Below are 16,293 nucleotides of genomic sequence, written 5' to 3'. Positions count from 1 at the left end.
GACATGACTGTATCGCCTTTCGACCATCCGCTGCTCTCCGCTCTTCTCGGCGACGAAGAAGCGGCGAGGCATTTTTCCGTTGAGGCGGAAATCGAGGCCATGCTGGCCTTTGAACAGGCGCTGTCGCAAGCGGAGGCCGATAACGGGATAATCCCCAAGGATGCCGGGGCAGCGATCGTGGCGGCGCTTGGCACCTTCCGGCCGGACACGGCTCTGCTGCGAGCCGGGGTCGCCAAGGACGGCGTCATGGTGCCGGAGCTGGTGCGCCAGATCAGGGCTGCGGTCGGCGAACCGCATGGCCGGAAAGTGCATTTCGGTGCGACCAGCCAGGATGTGATCGACACCGGCCTGATGCTTCGGCTGAAATCCGTCGTCGAGCATCTCGATCTGCTGTTGACCGAAACCGTCATACGCCTCGCTTCGCTCAAAGAGCGTTTTGGCGGCAGGGCGCTGACCGGGATGACGCGCATGCAGAAGGCGCTTCCGATCAAAGTGGCCGATCGCGTCAGGGTGTGGCGGGCGCCGCTGCAACGGCATCAGGAGAGGCTATCCGAGCAGTCCAGGCGTCTGCTGGTGGTGCAATTCGGCGGTGCCGCCGGCACGCTGGAAAAGCTTGATGACAAGGGGCCGGCGGTGCGCGCGGCACTTGCCGCCAGGCTTGGTCTTGGCGACGCACCGCAGTGGCACAGCCAGCGTGACGCGCTCGCCGACTTTGCCGGCCTGATGTCATTGGTATCAGGCAGCCTCGGCAAGTTCGGCCAGGACATCGCGCTGCTGGCGCAAGGTGGAACCGAGATCGAGCTTTCCAATGGCGGCGGCTCGTCGGCCATGCCGCACAAGAAGAACCCGGTGAAGGCCGAAGCGCTGGTGGCGCTTGCCCGCTTCAACGCCACGCAGCTTGCCGGCATGCATCACGCGCTCGTGCATGAGCAGGAGCGGTCGGGTGCTGCCTGGACGCTGGAGTGGCTATTGCTGCCGCAGATGGTCGTCGCAACGGCCGCGTCGCTGCGCCTTGCCGCCGAACTGGCCGCACAGGTCGAAAGTCTCGGCCACTGATGCGCACGCAAATCGTCGTCATCGGGTCCGGGCCGTCCGGGCTGCTGCTTGGGCAACTGCTGGCCGGCATCGGCGTAGAGACGGTCATTCTGGAACGTGCGAGCCGCGAGCACGTGCTTGGCCGCGTGCGGGCAGGGGTGCTCGAACAGGGCACCGTCGAATTGCTGGAACAGGCCGGCGCGGCGGCAAGGCTGCATGCCGAAGGGCTGCCGCACACTGGCATCTCGCTCGCCTTCGACGGACGCTTGCATCGCATCGACCTCGAGGCGCTGACCGGCGGCAGGCATGTCACCGTCTATGGCCAGACCGAGGTGACGCACGATTTGATGGACAAGCGCGACGCGGCAGGGCTGACCACGATCTACGAGGCGGCAAATGTCGCTCTGCACGATTTCGACGGCACCGCGCCTTTCGCCACCTATGACAAGGACGGCGTCACGCATCGCATCGACTGCGACTTCGTTGCCGGCTGCGACGGCTATCATGGCGTCAGCCGCAAATCGGTGCCCGAGCGTGCGCTAAAAATCTTCGAGCGGCGGTATCCGTTCGGCTGGCTCGGCGTGCTGGCCGAGGTGCCGCCAGCCGACCGCGAACTGGTCTACGCCAATCACGAGCGGGGTTTTGCGCTGTGCTCGATGCGCTCGACGCATCGCAGCCGCTACTATGTGCAGTGCCCGCAGGACGATCGCGTGGAGGCGTGGTCGGATGAGCGCTTCTGGGACGAGTTGCGCCGCCGCTTGCCGGAGCAGACGGCGGCAAATGTCGTCACTGGACCGTCCTTCGAGAAATCGATCGCGCCGCTGCGCTCCTTCGTTGCCGAGCCGCTGCGCTTCGGCCGGCTCTTCCTGGTCGGTGATGCCGCCCACATCGTGCCGCCGACCGGCGCCAAGGGCCTCAACCTCGCCGCCAGCGACGTGCGCTATCTCTTTGCCGGCCTGCACGATTTCTATCGCGACAAGTCAACGGCCGGCATCGACGCCTATTCAGGCAAGGCTCTGGCACGGGTCTGGAAAGCGGTGCGTTTCTCCTGGTGGATGACGACGATGCTGCACCGCTTTCCAGACACCGGCGAGTTCGGCCAGCGCATCCAGGAGGCCGAACTCGACTACCTCGTGCAGTCACGTGCCGCATCGACCGCGCTCGCCGAGAACTATGTCGGCCTGCCGTACTGAGGGCCGCGGATCATCCGGCGCCTTGCTGCCTGGCAAAGTCCGACAGCATCGGGCGCTGCCCTTTGAGGATCTTCACCTCGGCCTCGGCCAAGGTGAACCAGCCCGCTCTGTCCACCTCCGGGAACTCCTTCAGGAATCCCGACCTTGGCGGCCATTCCATGGTAAAAATGTTGCTCGTGATGGCGGCGACATCAATGTCGGCGGTCGCCTCGACAGACCAGGCCATGACGATCTTTCCGCCTGGTTGCCTGTAGTCGCCGAGACGCGTGAAGGACCCATCGACCCTGATGCCGAGCTCTTCCTCGGTCTCGCGCTGCGCTGCCGCCAACTCGTCCTCGTTCTCGCCGATGAGGCCCTTCGGTATCGACCACGCACCGTCGTCCTTCTTCGCCCAAAACGGTCCGCCCGGATGAACCAGCAACACCCTGAGATCGCCGTCGCCGCGGCGATAGATCAGCAATCCCGCACTGCGTTTTGCCATTGTGATACGTCCGTTTGCGAAGCCGGCAGCCTGCCGATGGTCCTTGAATCGTTGACGCGAACCTTGCACCTAGGGATTGCGACGCTATGTCAGGTTCGTCTGCATTGCACCTCACCCGCGAGTCCGGCAATCTGATACCATCGCTTATTTGGCGGCTCGAAGGCTAGGTGACGATGCAACTCGGTCTTATTGGCTACTATAGCGACTTCGTCGTGTATCCGCTGGTAATCGCCGTGCTGGCAGTGGCCGGGCTGCTCGAGGCCGGCGAAGAGAGTGCACCAGGCTGGATCGGCACGGTCCTCGCCTGTCTAGGCCTCTGGACGCTGATCGAGTATGTGCTGCACAGGTTCGTTCTTCACCATATTCCCTACATCAAGGACCTGCATGATCGTCACCATGTCGAGGAGCGCAGTTCGGTGGGCACCCCGACCTGGCTCAGCCTCGGGGTGCATGCGCTGATCGCGTTTGTGCCCGTTTGGGTGGTCTCGGACTTCGCAACCGCGAGCGCGGTAAGCTGCGGGCTGATGCTGGGGTACCTCTGGTACATCAGCATCCACCACATGATCCATCACTGGCACCCCGCCCATCCGAGCTATCTCTACACGCTCAAGCGCCGACACGCCGTGCATCATCATGTCGACGAAAACGCCAATTTCGGCGTGACGTCGATATTCTGGGATCGGGTTTTCGGGACGGCGCGGCTCTAGTCCGAGGCCAGACCAACCCCAACCGTTCAACGCCTCTTCCCGCGACCGCCGGGAGACTTGGCTCCGCGGGGGCCGCTCTGAACCGGCGTGTTGTTCTGGTTCTCGTCGGACAGTTTTCGCCAGCGGGCAAGGCGCTCCGGATCGAGCGTCCCGGCCTTTAAGGCAGCCTGCACAGCGCAGCCCGGCTCATGCACATGCGTGCAGTCGCGGAACTTGCAGAGCGGCGCGAGCTCGGTGATTTCGGCAAACAGCGTGTCGATGCCGGAGGCGACGTCGCTGACCTGCAAAGTCCGCATGCCCGGCGTATCGATCACCCAGCCGCCGCCGGCAATGGCGTGCAGCGATCGCGACGTGGTGGTGTGGCGTCCCTTGGAATCGTGCTCGCGAATGCCTCCGGTCTGTTGCGGCGATTGCTGCGCCGATCCGGCCAGCGTGTTGACCAGCGTCGATTTGCCGACGCCGGAGGAGCCGATCAGCGCCACCGTCTGGCCGACACCGCACCAGGCAGCCAGGGCGGTTGCCGCATCCGATGTGCGGGGGTTCAGCATCACGACCGGCAATCCGCGCTGCAACGCGGCAGCCTGCCTTTCATAGGTCTCGGCGTCTTCAGCGGTATCGGCCTTGGTCAGCAGGATCACCGGCGTCGTTCCGGCTTCATTGGCCAGCGCCAGGTAGCGCTCGAGCCTGGCGGGATTGAAGTCGGCATTGCACGAGGTGACGATGAACAGCGTGTCGACATTGGCCGCGGCAAGCTGCGGCACCCTGCCGCCCTGGGTGCGGCGTTCCAACACCGTCTTGCGGGACAGGCGGCGCTGGACAAGGTGTTCATGCCCATCGACCAGCACCCAGTCGCCGACCGCATAGTCACCGGTGTTCGCCTGCGCCGGCAGCGTCAGATCGACCGGCCCTGCCTGCGACAGGCCGGTCAGGCGATCGCGGTGGACGGTGGCGATCCGCGTCGGCACGAGATCGGCGTCGTCGGGCTCGAGCTGATCAGCGAAAAAATCCGTCCAGCCCAGGCTGGCGAGAGATGGCATGGAAGAATCCGTCACGGCTTTGACCACGGCGTCGCAGACATCGGACAGTATCCCTGGCAGGTGGCGAACGGGCGAGGCGATTGCCCAAGCCGTGTATGGGCGGCATGGCGACATTTGGCAAGCAGGCCCGTAGCCGAGAGCGAGCGGCAAGCTTCTGCAGCCTATCCCTTGATAGTCGAACTGACGATCAAGTCGACGAAACAGCGCTGTCCGAAAGCGTTTGGCGGGAAAACGGCGGCGAGCCACGTCAGCTTTAAACGTTAACAAATAATTTGACGCATGCAATTTTTTTGCGCTCTATTGGTAACCGTGAAAATTGACTGAATAAGTTCTGTCGAGCATTGTCGCATCCGGTCAACGGCCGCATGACTGGTGGCGGGGCCGATCATGGCAGGGGATCAGGAATATATCGATGGCGGAGAAGACACACCGCACGATGGACGACTTCGCCCAGGCATGCGGCGTGTCCCGGCCGACGCTGTCCAAATATTTCGACGATCCGGCGAGCGTGAAGCCGGCGACGCGGGCGCGCATCGAAGCCGCCCTGCGCTCCTCGGACTATCAGCCCAACCTTTTCGCCCGCAACCTCAACCGCAAGCGCACCCGCAACATCGGCATCGTCGTGCCGACGATCACCGATCCGTTCTACGCCGAGATGGTCAGCCGCATCGAATTTCGCTGCCGCGACGAAGGCTACTGGCCGATCGTCATCTCCTCGCATGGTTCGCCGAAGCTGGAGGCGGAGTCGGTCAGGACGCTGCTGTCCCTGAAGGTCGCCGGCGCGATCATCGCCCCACTGGGCCTGGCTTCTGACCGCGGCGTCTTCGACAAGCTCGGGCAGGACATTCCGATCGTCTATTTCGACACCTATATCGAGGGCGATACGCCGTTCGTTGGCAACGACAACCGGCAGAGCGTCTCGACCATCGTCGACTATCTCTGCCGTTCGGGTGAGCCGCCGGTCTATCTTGACATCCCACACGTCAACCACAACTCCGGCGAACGCCAGGAAAGCTACATCGTCGCGATGGAGACCGCCGGGTTCAAGCCGGTCGTCATCGAGGCCGCCCGCGATTACACCTGGGACTTCGAACGCATCGGCTACGAGCAGACGGAAAAAATGCTGGAGGCCGGCGCCTTGCCCGGCCGCACAATCCTGTGTGCCAACGATCGTCTCGCCTTTGGCGTGATGGCGGCTGCGTTCTCGCGCGGCCTGAAGGTCGGCCGCAGGCCCGATTGCGATCTGCGCGTTGCCGCGCATGACGATCATCCGCTGAGCCGCTACACCTGCCCGGCGCTGACCACCATGGCGCAGGATTTCGCCGCCATGGCCGGGCGCAGCGTCGAGATCCTGCTGGCCTTGCTGGACGAGGCCGATCCGCCGAAGCAGGGCATGGCGCGCACCGTCAAGCTCGGCGCCACCCTGGTGATGCGTCAGTCAGCCTGAGCGACCGGCATCAGCTTTTCTCGAACTGGCGCCAGGCGGCCACCGCCTCGGCCACCGCTTGCCGGGCAGCGGGGATATGGCGTCCCATCGAGACGAAGCCGTGGATCTGGCCCGGCCATTGCCGCAGGATGAGCGGAACGCCCGCGGCTTGCAGGCGCGCCGCATAGGCTGCCCCTTCGTCGGCGAGGATGTCGCAGCCGGCAAGCGCCACAAAAGCCGGCGCCGCGCCGGCGAGGGCAGGCGCCAGCAAGGGCGAGACGCGCCAGTCCGTGATATCGTCGGGCGTTCGCAAATAATGGTCGCGGAACCAGGCCATGGTGGTTGCGGTGAGCCCGAAGCCGTCGCCGAAACGCCGGTAGCTGTCGGATGTCTGCCGCGCGTCGGTGTTGGGATAGATCAGGATCTGCGCGGCAAGGGACGGCGCCAGCCCATCGCGGGCGAGCAGCGCCAGCACGGCGGCGAGATTGCCGCCGGCGCTGTCGCCGGCCACACCGATGCGTCTGATGTCGATGCCGAGATCGGCGGCGTTCTCGGCTAGGAAACGAAGAGTTGCCAGACAATCCTCGAGCCCGGCGGGAAATTTATGGTCCGGTGCCAGGCGATAGTCAGGACAGACAATGACGGCGTTGCCGAGATTGGCCATCAGGCGACAGATCTCGTCATGCGAATCGAGGTTGCCGATGACCCAGCCGCCGCCATGCAAATAGAGCAGCGCCGGCGCCCCGCTTTGCGGTGCGCCGATGCCGCGATGGATGCGGAGCGCAATAGGCCCATTCGGCCCGTCGATCTGCCGTTCCTGGGTCGCAGCGACCGGCTCGTGCTCACCCTGTAGCGCCGGGAACGAGGCGTTGTAGGCAGTTCGCGCCGCCGCCACGCTGCCGGTCTCGAATGGCTCGCCGCCGGCTGCACGACCAATTTCGAGGACGCGCAGCGCATCCGGATCGAGCGTCATGATCATACCCTCAGGCCAGCAGGCTGCTCGCCTCTTCCTCGGTCAGCAGAGCCGGCTGCACGACATCGCCCGCGATGGCGACCGAGCCCTGTGTTTCACCGGAGCGCAGGATAGCCTCCATGACCTCCAGTACATGCAGCGCAAGGCTGCCGCAGGCCCGTGGGGTGTTGCCGGTTTGAAGCGAGCGCACCAGATCGGCGACGCCGAGCATGCGGTAATTGGCGCGATCGGGTGCCGCGTAAGGCCAGTTGCGGGCGCCGTAGAGCTCGCCCTCGCTGGCGAAATCCTGCCAGTCGGTGCCGCGTTCCGACAGCGACACCGTGCCGCCGAACGTGTCGGGGTCGGGCAGGCGCAGCGAGCCCTCCGTGCCGTGCAGTTCGATCGGATGGTTGGAGTGGCGAAAGACGTCCCACGAGGCGCCGAAGGTGACGGTCGCGCCGGAGCGGAACTCGAGCAGCGACAGCACATTGGTCGGCGTGCCGACCTTGAATGTGGTGTTCTTGAATGGCCCTTCGGCGGTGATCAGCCTTTCTTCCTGGCCGCGTGTCGCCATTGCCATGACGCGCTCGACCGGGCCGAGCAGATTGACCAGCATGGTCAGATAGTACGGACCCATGTCGAACACCGGGCCACCGCCTGGCTGGTAGTAGAATTGCGGGTTGGGGTGCCAGTGCTCCATGCCGCGGCCCATCATGAAGGCGGTGCCGGTGACCGGACGGCCAATGGCGCCCTGGTCCATCAACCGGCGCGCACGGCGCCCGGCAGCACCGAGGAACGTGTCGGGCGCCGAGCCGAGCAGCAGGCCGCGCGACCGCGCCTCATTGACCAGGCGCTGTCCATCGGCGGCCGAGGTGGCGAGCGGCTTTTCGGTGAAGACGTGCTTGCCGGCCGAAAGCGCGGCAAACGAAATATCGAAATGCGCCGCCGGAATGGTCAGGTTGAGGACAAGATCGATCTCGGGGTCGGCCAGCAGTGCATCGACGCCGAGTGCCCGTATGCCATATTCCTTCGCCCGCACTGCCGCCATGTCGGCGGAAATATCGGCGCAGGCGCGCAATTCGATGCCGCCGAAGAGGGCGGCATTGCGCAGATAGGTCATCGAGATATTGCCGCATCCGATGACGCCGATCCCGAGTTTCGTCATTGGTATCCCGTGCATTTTCGATCGTACCTCCCGATGCGCCATGCTCCGCCGGATTCGCCCAGCCGGCAACGGATCCCTTTCGCAAAGGGCTATACAACATTTTAAATATTGACGCGCGTAAAATTTTTATACAACATGCGAAAATGCTGGCGCGATATCGGGAGGCTGCCAGCCCTGGGAGGAGAAAATGACCGACATGAAAAAACGGCCGACCGCCGATGCGAATCCGGTGGGTCATGCGCGCATTGGGTATTTCCGTCGTGGCCAGGGACCGCGAGGGAGTCAGGCATAGATCACCTTGGCCCCGGTCCTATCAAGCTGGCTGCGTATCGCGCCGGACAGGCCATCGTCCGTGATCACGACATCGACGCTCGACAGCGAAAAGGCCTTTGAGGTCCCGCTGACGCCCCATTTGCTCGAATCCGCAAGGAGGACAACGCGCCGGGCCATGCGCACGAGGTTTCGCTTCGTTCGCGCCATGTCTTCGTTCACGTCGACCACATCCAGTGACGAGTCAATCGCATGCGCTCCAACAAAGACCTGATGCGCTACCAAGCCGCCGAGAGCCGTGTCGGCATCGGTGATCAGTGTGCTCACCGTGTCTGGATAGACCCGGCCGCCGATCATGTGAACGTCGAGCCCGGGCCGATGCATCAGATGCTGCACGATATTCATCGCCGTGGCCGCGACCACGACATTGCTGAGCGGCGGTAACAGCATGGCAACCTGCATCAATGTCGAGCCGCCGTCGAAGATGACCGATTGGTTGTCCTCGAACAGTTCTACCGCTGCCCGGGCGATGCGTTTCTTTGCATCGAGGTTCGTTTGCATCCGCCGGGCGAACGCGGCCGTGGTCGAATCCGTGGTCCGGGTCACTGCGCCTCCACGGGTCTTGGTCAGCAGTCCCTTACGGTCCAGTATCTCGAGGTCGGAGCGCACCGTGACTTCCGACACGCCAAAATCGTCTGACAGGTCCTTGATGCGAACCTGTCCGCTGCGTTGCACTTCACCCAGGATCGACTGGCGTCTCTGCTCTGACAACATGCCCTGTCCTTGCCTCCATGCGCCAAGCGATCGCCCTGGCTTCGGTTCACTCTACCAAAAATATGCGAATTCGAAAGCTTTCGAAAGATTGCATTTGTCTTTTCTTTCGCAAACACTGGGTCCAGGATTTTGAAATCAATCGATTGGAGAGTTTTGGACTCATGAGCCTCGGAACCAAGGTGCGCCTGGCGCGCCTCTTCTCACATCCGTCGGGGAATCTTTTTGGCGGCGCGGTCGACCACTTTGTCGGCTATGGCGACGTGCGCAAAGGAGGTCTTGCCGACCTGCCGGGCGCGCTTGCACGCGTCATGGTAGGCAAACCCGACTACGTCAGCATCCAGCCTGGCACTGCGCGCCATCTGTGGCCGCAATACGCGGGCAAGGCTTGCCTGGTGATCCAGGCCGGCTGCTTCACCCCGGACGATCGCATCAGTGAACTAATTGGAACGCCCGAGGATGCGGTGCGCGCTGGCGCCGATGCGTTGGCCGTGGCCATTCCGGTGCGCGGCGCGACCGAGGGCAAATACATACGCTGGCTGACCGATTCGGTGAATGCGGCGGCCCGTTACGGCATGCCGGTGGTGGCGCATATCTACCCTCGCGATTTCACCGACGGGGCAAAAATCGTCTTCACCCCCGACGAGATCGCCTATGCGGCACGCATCGGCTACGAGTCCGGCGTCGACGTGATCAAGATCGGTTACACGGGCGATTTCGAGTCGTTTCGAGAGACCGTTCGGACCTGCCCGGTGCCGGTTGTGATCGCCGGCGGTCCGAAGACCGACACGCTGCTCGGCGCCCTTCAGCAGACGGCGGACGCCATCCGTGCCGGCGCGCGCGGTGCCGTGGTGGGCCGCAATCTCTGGGGGCACGGCGATCCGGAAAAGGCAGCGATCGCCTTTCGAGGCGTCATCCATGACGGCCTTTCGGCGCAAGACGCCTTGGCGAAGGCGGGTGCCTGAACGATGCCCACCGTCCCTTCAATCCTCGGCTTCGGAGCTATTGCGATCGACGACATCGTCTATGTCGATCAGCCGTTGTCGGCGGGCAAGGGGAAGGTTCTGCAAAGTGCCCGAGCTTTCGGAGGAAATGTCGCGACGGCACTTGCCGCCGTCGCGCGGCTCGGCGGAAGCGCCGGGTTCGTCGGATGGCTGGGCAATGCCGCCGACGACGCCGTGTTGTGCGATCTCGTTGCGAGCGGCGTTGAAACCGCGTTCGCGCCGCGCCACCCGCACGCGCGCCCGGTGCGCTCGCGGATCACCGTCGGTTCGGATGGCGAGCGATTCATCGCGTATGACGACGAAGCGATGCTGGGCACCGCGCCGGACTTTCCGGACGAGGTTCTCAGCCGCGCGACAGTCCTGATCGTCGACAGTTACGGGATCGGGTCGCTGGATGTCGTGGCCCGGGCTCGCGATCTCGGCCTTGCGATCCTCGGTGATGTCGAATGGAGCCACGGCCCGGCCACCGAGAGACTGATCGGGCTCTGCGACCATCTCATTCTTCCGCTCGGCTTTGCGCGGACCGCCACCGGCCGCCGGTCGCCGGCCGAGATACTCGACGCATTGTGGTTGCCGTCGCGGTCCGCCGTGGTTCTGACGGATGGCGGCAGGGGCGTCTTCTATCGCGGACGCGACCAGACAGGGCTCTGGCACCTGCCTCCGCACCGGGTTGCCGTCGTCGACTCGACCGGCGCCGGTGACTGCTTTCATGGCGCCTATGCCTTTGCATTAACGCGCGGGGCCGACACCGCAGGCCGGGTCGCATTCGCGGCTGCGGCGGCGGCCCTTTCGATAACGGGGCGGGGCGGACGCGAGGCGCTTCCGACCAACGACCAGGTCATGGAACTTCTGGCATCGACGAAAGCGCCGTCGGCAGTCGAACTGAAATATGCGCGGCTCGATACCGGAACTTAGTCCGAACTATCCGAGGAATATTTCGCAGGTGAACATAAGCCGAGGACAATCATAAAAATCAGTGGCTTAGACTTGTGGAGGGAGGAATATGGCAGAAGTCGTTCTTGAGAATATCTGCAAGACATACGGGAACAATTTTCACGCAATCGACCAATTGAACCTGTCGGTCAAGGACGGCGAGTTTTTGATTCTCGTCGGGCCGTCCGGCTGTGGCAAATCCACCGCGCTGCGGATGATCGCGGGATTGGAGGACGTCACCAGCGGCAGCCTTCGGATCGGCGGAGTCGACGTTGTCGACATGCCGCCCAAGGACCGCGACATCGCGATGGTCTTCCAGAGCTACGCCCTCTACCCGCATATGACGGTGTTCGAAAACATCGGCTTTTCGATGCGGCTGGCGGGCAAGCCGAAGGCCGAGCGCAAAAAGCGCGTGGACGAGATCGCCAAAACCCTTCAACTGACGTCTCTGCTGGACAGCAAGCCCGCGAACCTTTCAGGCGGACAGCGTCAAAGGGTTGCCATGGGCCGCGCCATGGTGCGCGAGCCGGCAGCCTTTCTCATGGACGAACCCCTTTCCAATCTGGACGCGAAACTGCGCGTTCAAATGCGCGCCGAAATCACCAGTTTGCAAAAGCAGCTCGGCGTAACGACCATATATGTGACCCACGACCAAACCGAAGCCATGACGATGGGCGACCGGGTCGCGGTGTTGAAAGGCGGCGTGCTGCAGCAGGTCGACACACCCAAGAGGCTCTATGAATCGCCGGTGAACGCCTTCGTTGCCGGCTTCATCGGGTCTCCTTCAATGAACCTTTTCGAGGCGACCCTGACGGGCGACGAACTGATGTCCGGCGCCTTAGCCATCCGGCTGCAGGATGCAGCCTTCGTCCGCAGGCCGGACTTGAGGTCGTATGCGGGGCGCAAGGTCGTGTTCGGGATACGACCGGAGGATCTCTATGACAGCAGCCTCGAATCCGGCCGCAAGTATCAGACGATACCGGCAAAGGTGACCTCGATCGAAGAACTTGGATCCGAACAAATCGTCCATCTCGACATCGACGCGGTCCGGGTGGACTCCGGCGACCCCGACGCGGTGCAGGATTTCGGCCTGGCGTCGAATGCGGTGGCGAAATTCGAACCGGTCAGCACAGTCCGCTCCGGCTCGGAAATCAGGTTGGCCCTGGATGATACCAAGCTCCATTTCTTCGATCCCGAGACGCATCTGGCAATCTGAATATCAGCGATAAGACCCGCGGGTGAGGGTGAGGCACCTGCATAAGAAGACTTGTGAATAACCAGACGATCGGCCGCATTGTGCGGTCGAATATAAAGAAGGAGGAGAAGATGACGTTTCGTATAAAACCCGCGATGCTGAAAATAGCCGCAGCCGCATGGTTGCTTGGCGCAACCGGCGCCATGGCGGATACGACGCTGGAATTCACCCAATGGTGGGAGCCCGAATTGCCGGCGGGATCGCTCAGGGCAATCATAGATCGGAAGAGCGTCGTGTAGGGAANGACCACGCGCGACCAGATCTCGGTTGGTGCTGCAACCGGAACGCTCAGCGACGTCGTCGGTCTCGACGGTGCCTGGGTGAACAATCTGAATGCGCAGAGCGCACTCGCCGACATGAATCCGATGATGGATGCGAGCGGTTTCGACAAGAGCCAGGTCGCGGACATCGTCAAGGTGGACGGCAAGGCGGTGATGTTTCCCGTGGCTTCTTTCGTCTATCCGGTCTTCGTGAATTTGGACCTCGCCGCCCAGGCAGGCGTGACCAAGCTGCCGTCGACCCGTGCGGAGTTTCTCGAAGCCGCCAAGAAGATGACGATCGCCGACAAGAACCAGTATGGCTGGGTGCTGCCCCTCTCGCTGCAAACGCCATCCGGCGTCCAGAACGACATGATGTCGTGGGTTTGGGCTTCGGGTCAGTCGATGATGGCGGACGGCAAGCCGGACCTTGAGGGCAAACCGGTGGTGGATATGCTCACCTTCGTCAAATCTCTCAACGACGCCGGAACCATCTCGCCCGGCATCGCCACCAAGACCGAGCAGGAAAAGGTCGAGGAGTTCGTCAACAACCGCGTCGGGATGATGATCGACTCGCTCGCGCATGTGAACCTCATCCGTAAGCGCAATCCCAAGCTGAACTTCGACCTCATCCCGGTCCCGGTCGTGGAAAACTATACCGGCAAGCGCGGCCTTCCCTATGCCTCCTGGGGCATCGGCATCTCTGCTGCCTCGAAACATCAGGAAGAGGCCTGGAAACTCGTCCAATATGTGATGAGTGAAAAGGTGAACGCCAAGCTCGTATCGCTTGCAAACGCCTTCCCGGGCAACGTCAACGCCCAGCCCGATTTCGTGACCTCGGACAAGGCTTTCGGCAAGGCTTTTGAAATCTTCAAGACCGGTTATCTCGCCAATGAGTTCACGGGCCTGCCGGTGGCAGAAGACCTGATGACCCAGTTCGACGTGCAAGCTCAAAAGATGCTCGCCGGCGAGCAATCTCCGGAACAAGCCGCAGCCGCCGCTCAGAAGGGCTGGATGGCGAAATTCTGATCGGCCTGTTCCCGTTTGCTATCTTTGACCGGGTGGCCTGACTTCGGGCAGGCCACCCGGCAACAACGGATCGGCAATTTGAGTGGACCTGTTTTTGAAGCTTACCTTCTCTTGAAGGCGTATCCCAAGGTTGGCACATGACCCGGCAAAAGCGCTCCCACCATAAGCTTAAACGAGCGGTCGCACCCTACCTCTATCTGTCGCCCTCGCTGCTCATAATCGGGCTTCTGATGCTGCTGCCGATGGTGACGGTGATTGGCTACTCGTTCCAGAACAGCGCGGTGCTGCGTCGTGACCCATCCTTTGCCGGACTGAAACACTACCAGGCGATCTTCGACGACCCCGTGTTCTGGGCTTCGCTGTGGCACACGCTCTACTTCACATGCATGAGTGTCATTTTCCACATGACCATTGGCATGGCCTTCGCGCTCATGCTGAACAGCGACCGCATCAATCCGACGCTGCGCAATATTCTGCGCGTGCTCTACATATTGCCCTGGCTGTTCACCGCGGTGATTATCGCCGTGATCTGGCGCCTGCTGCTTGAGCCGAACGGTGTCGTGAACAGCATACTCATGCAAATCGGCATCATCGGTTCCAAGGTCGAATGGTTTTCCTCGCCTGAGACCGCGCTGCACGCCGTCACCTTCGCCAATATCTGGGCGGGCTATCCGCTCTTCATGGTCAGCCTGCTCGCGGGTTTGCAGGGCATTCCCAAGGATTTCTACGAGGCCGCCGATATCGACGGGGCGAAAGCCTACCAGAAGCTGATCTTCATCACCATTCCGCAGCTGATGCCGATCATCATCAGCATCTCGCTGCTTGACTTCATCTGGACCATGCAGGTCTTCCCATTAATCTGGATAACGACGGGCGGTGGCCCGATCTACTCGACCGAGGTCCTCAGCACCTACACGTACAAGCTGGCGTTTTCGAGCTACAACCTGTCGCAGGCTTCGGCGAGCGCTGTGGTCATCTTGTTGATCTCTCTCGGCCTGACGCTGTTCTATATTCGCTATCAAAAGGCTCGGTAGTCATCATGAGGAAAAGGCATACGCCGAAAGACAGGCTGATCACCGTCGCGCTCCATGTAGCGCTTGCAGCGGGGCTCTTTTTCGCGGCATTTCCGATCTACTGGATGCTGAGCAGCTCGTTCAAATCGAATACCGAAATCTTTGCCCTGCCACCAACCATCCTGCCAAAGGCGTTTACGCTGGAAGCGTATGCAGCCATCCTTGGCGACCCGGTAAAGCTGCGCTTCTTCTTCAACAGCTATTTCGTGGCGGGAGCGGTGACTGTGCTGACGGTGCTGATCGCCCTGCTGGCGGCCTACGGGTTCAGCCGCTTCAACTTCCGCGGCAAGGGCAGCCTCAACACAATCATCATCAGCACGCAGACGATTCCGCCGATCACACTTTTGATCCCCTTCTTCGGGCTCGTCGTCTCATACGGCATCTTCGACACCTATGTCGCACTGATCCTGACTTATCTGGTGTTTACGCTGCCCTACGCGATCCTGCTAATGACGGGGTATCTGAACACCTTGCCCCGCGATCTCGATGAAGCTGTAGCCGTCGATGGCGGCACCAGTTGGACAGCGCTTTGGCGGGTGATAGTCCCGATTTCACTGCCTGGCATCGTGGCGACGTCAGTCTACACCTTCCTGTTGTGCTGGAACGAATTTCTCTTTGCGCTGACACTGACGAAGTCAACGTCCATGCGCACCGTCCCGATCGGCATCCAGCTGTTGATGGGGCAGCACGCCTTCGAATGGAACCAGATGATGGCAATGAGTGTGCTCGGCTCGCTACCGCTCTTGCTCATCTACCTCGTTGCCCAGAGGTACTTCCTCGCCGGCATGACCGCGGGCTCGGTCAAGTAGGACGTCCATCCGACGGCGACGCAGGGTGGCATCAAGCAATAGGCGATACCAAGGAATGAAAGGATGAACGTGAAAGACCTCAAAGTCGGCTGCCAGACCTTCACCTGGGAAATGCTGGGAGACCGGTTCACCGGCGGCCCCGACGATCTGCTGAAGGCGATCTCTGACGGTGGCTATGCCGGCATCGAGATCACCGACACCATGATCGGACATTATGGCGACAAGCCGGAGGAGTTCGCCGCCGCGCTGAAGGCGTCGGGGCTGACGCTGGTTTCCTTCGCCTTTGGCTCGAACAGTGGTTTTACGCTGAAGGAGGAGATCGGCGCCGATCTCGAGACCGCCAAACGCTGGATCGACTTCGCCGCCGCCTTCCCTGGCGCGCTCGTGTCGATGGGCTCTGCGACGGTGGTCTCCGACGGTCCGCGCGACGACAAATTCGCCATCGCCGCAGAGGTCTACAACGAGGCTGGCGAGCTTGGCCGCAAGACCGGCGTCCAGGTCGCGGTGCATCCAAGCTCGCACCACAACACGCTGCTGTTCGACCGGGCCGACTACGACACGATCTTTGCCTTGCTCGATCCCGATCTGGTCGGTTGGGTGCCGGATACCGGCCATATCCTGCGCGGCCACAAGGACATGGCCGACACGCTGCGCACCCACCGCGACCGCATCCGCTACATCCACCTCAAGGACGTCGATGCCAACGGTACCTGGGCCATGCTTGGCAAGGGCGTCTGCGACACGCCTGCGGTCATCGAGATCGCCGGCACCGCACCGCGCTTCAATGGCTGGCTGGTGCTGGAGGAAGAATCCGAAACGGCCGCCGCCGATCCCGCCGGCGCGGTCAAGACCAACCGCCAGACGATGCGCTCCTACGGCGCCTGAAGAACGAGACG

15 protein-coding genes are annotated in these 16,293 nt (G+C 62.3%); 10 read left to right on the top strand and 5 right to left on the bottom strand.

The features are described from left to right. Window positions 1-3 precede the first annotated feature (3 nt). Together X735_RS163895 and pobA are read left to right on the top strand one after the other, a co-directional pair. Window positions 4-1,056 (top strand): 3-carboxy-cis,cis-muconate cycloisomerase, encoded by a 1,053-nt coding sequence (locus tag X735_RS163895; RefSeq protein WP_023808803.1) that lies wholly within the window; start codon window positions 4-6, stop codon window positions 1,054-1,056. Then, a complete protein-coding gene (pobA, locus tag X735_RS163900; protein WP_023808802.1) occupies window positions 1,056-2,228 on the top strand; it encodes a 4-hydroxybenzoate 3-monooxygenase in 1,173 nt (390 codons plus the stop codon). The genes X735_RS163895 and pobA overlap by 1 nt, the downstream gene beginning before the upstream one ends. 10 nt (window positions 2,229-2,238) lie before the next feature. Here the strand turns inward: pobA and X735_RS163905 are convergent, their stop codons facing one another. Further along, window positions 2,239-2,709 carry an NUDIX domain-containing protein gene (locus tag X735_RS163905; RefSeq protein WP_023808801.1) on the bottom strand — a complete coding sequence of 157 codons (471 nt, stop codon included), beginning with the start codon at window positions 2,707-2,709 and terminating at the stop codon, window positions 2,239-2,241. Between the two features lie 173 nt (window positions 2,710-2,882). Between X735_RS163905 and X735_RS163910 the strand changes: the two genes are divergently transcribed. After that, window positions 2,883-3,416 carry a sterol desaturase family protein gene (locus tag X735_RS163910; protein WP_023808800.1) on the top strand — a complete coding sequence of 178 codons (534 nt, stop codon included), beginning with the start codon at window positions 2,883-2,885 and terminating at the stop codon, window positions 3,414-3,416. Between the two features lie 26 nt (window positions 3,417-3,442). On the opposite strand, the gene rsgA is transcribed toward X735_RS163910, so the two are convergent. After that, window positions 3,443-4,453, bottom strand: coding sequence for a ribosome small subunit-dependent GTPase A (gene rsgA, locus X735_RS163915; RefSeq protein ID WP_031212275.1), 1,011 nt, complete (start codon window positions 4,451-4,453; stop codon window positions 3,443-3,445). 412 nt (window positions 4,454-4,865) lie between these two features. Between rsgA and X735_RS163920 the strand changes: the two genes are divergently transcribed. Beyond that, a complete protein-coding gene (locus X735_RS163920; protein WP_023808798.1) occupies window positions 4,866-5,900 on the top strand; it encodes a LacI family DNA-binding transcriptional regulator in 1,035 nt (344 codons plus the stop codon). A gap of 10 nt (window positions 5,901-5,910) precedes the next feature. On the opposite strand, the gene X735_RS163925 is transcribed toward X735_RS163920, so the two are convergent. The 3 genes from X735_RS163925 to X735_RS163935 form a co-directional block, all read right to left on the bottom strand. Next, window positions 5,911-6,852, bottom strand: coding sequence for an alpha/beta hydrolase (locus tag X735_RS163925; RefSeq protein WP_023808797.1), 942 nt, complete (start codon window positions 6,850-6,852; stop codon window positions 5,911-5,913). 10 nt (window positions 6,853-6,862) lie between these two features. Beyond that, window positions 6,863-8,011, bottom strand: a complete 1,149-nt coding sequence (locus X735_RS163930; protein ID WP_023808796.1) for a Gfo/Idh/MocA family oxidoreductase — start codon at window positions 8,009-8,011, stop codon at window positions 6,863-6,865. A gap of 267 nt (window positions 8,012-8,278) precedes the next feature. Further along, entirely contained in the window at window positions 8,279-9,040 is a 762-nt protein-coding gene (locus X735_RS163935; protein WP_023808795.1) for a DeoR/GlpR family DNA-binding transcription regulator, read from the bottom strand. A gap of 161 nt (window positions 9,041-9,201) precedes the next feature. Here X735_RS163935 and X735_RS163940 point away from each other — a divergent pair, with 161 nt between their 5' ends. The 6 genes from X735_RS163940 (at window position 9,202) to X735_RS163965 (ending at window position 16,282) form a co-directional block, all read left to right on the top strand. Further along, window positions 9,202-10,002 (top strand): class I fructose-bisphosphate aldolase, encoded by an 801-nt coding sequence (locus X735_RS163940; protein ID WP_023808794.1) that lies wholly within the window; start codon window positions 9,202-9,204, stop codon window positions 10,000-10,002. A 3-nt stretch (window positions 10,003-10,005) separates the two neighbouring features. Beyond that, the gene (locus X735_RS163945) at window positions 10,006-10,956 is read left to right on the top strand and encodes a PfkB family carbohydrate kinase (RefSeq protein ID WP_023808793.1); all 951 of its coding nucleotides are present in this window, start codon (window positions 10,006-10,008) and stop codon (window positions 10,954-10,956) included. A gap of 88 nt (window positions 10,957-11,044) precedes the next feature. Continuing rightward, window positions 11,045-12,190, top strand: coding sequence for an ABC transporter ATP-binding protein (locus X735_RS163950; protein WP_023808792.1), 1,146 nt, complete (start codon window positions 11,045-11,047; stop codon window positions 12,188-12,190). A 1,462-nt stretch (window positions 12,191-13,652) separates the two neighbouring features. Continuing rightward, complete coding sequence (locus tag X735_RS163955) at window positions 13,653-14,549, top strand: sugar ABC transporter permease (RefSeq protein ID WP_023808791.1); 897 nt, start codon at window positions 13,653-13,655, stop codon at window positions 14,547-14,549. A 5-nt stretch (window positions 14,550-14,554) separates the two neighbouring features. After that, entirely contained in the window at window positions 14,555-15,397 is an 843-nt protein-coding gene (locus X735_RS163960; protein WP_023808790.1) for a carbohydrate ABC transporter permease, read from the top strand. A 63-nt stretch (window positions 15,398-15,460) separates the two neighbouring features. Next, window positions 15,461-16,282, top strand: coding sequence for a sugar phosphate isomerase/epimerase (locus X735_RS163965; RefSeq protein ID WP_023808789.1), 822 nt, complete (start codon window positions 15,461-15,463; stop codon window positions 16,280-16,282). Window positions 16,283-16,293: the final 11 nt, after the last annotated feature.

The sequence above is a fragment of the Mesorhizobium sp. L2C084A000 genome, from assembly GCF_000502875.1.
Lineage (GTDB): Bacteria > Pseudomonadota > Alphaproteobacteria > Rhizobiales > Rhizobiaceae > Mesorhizobium.
The sequence above is the reverse complement of the archived record's forward strand: the minus strand, read 5'-3'. Positions and strand labels throughout refer to the sequence as shown.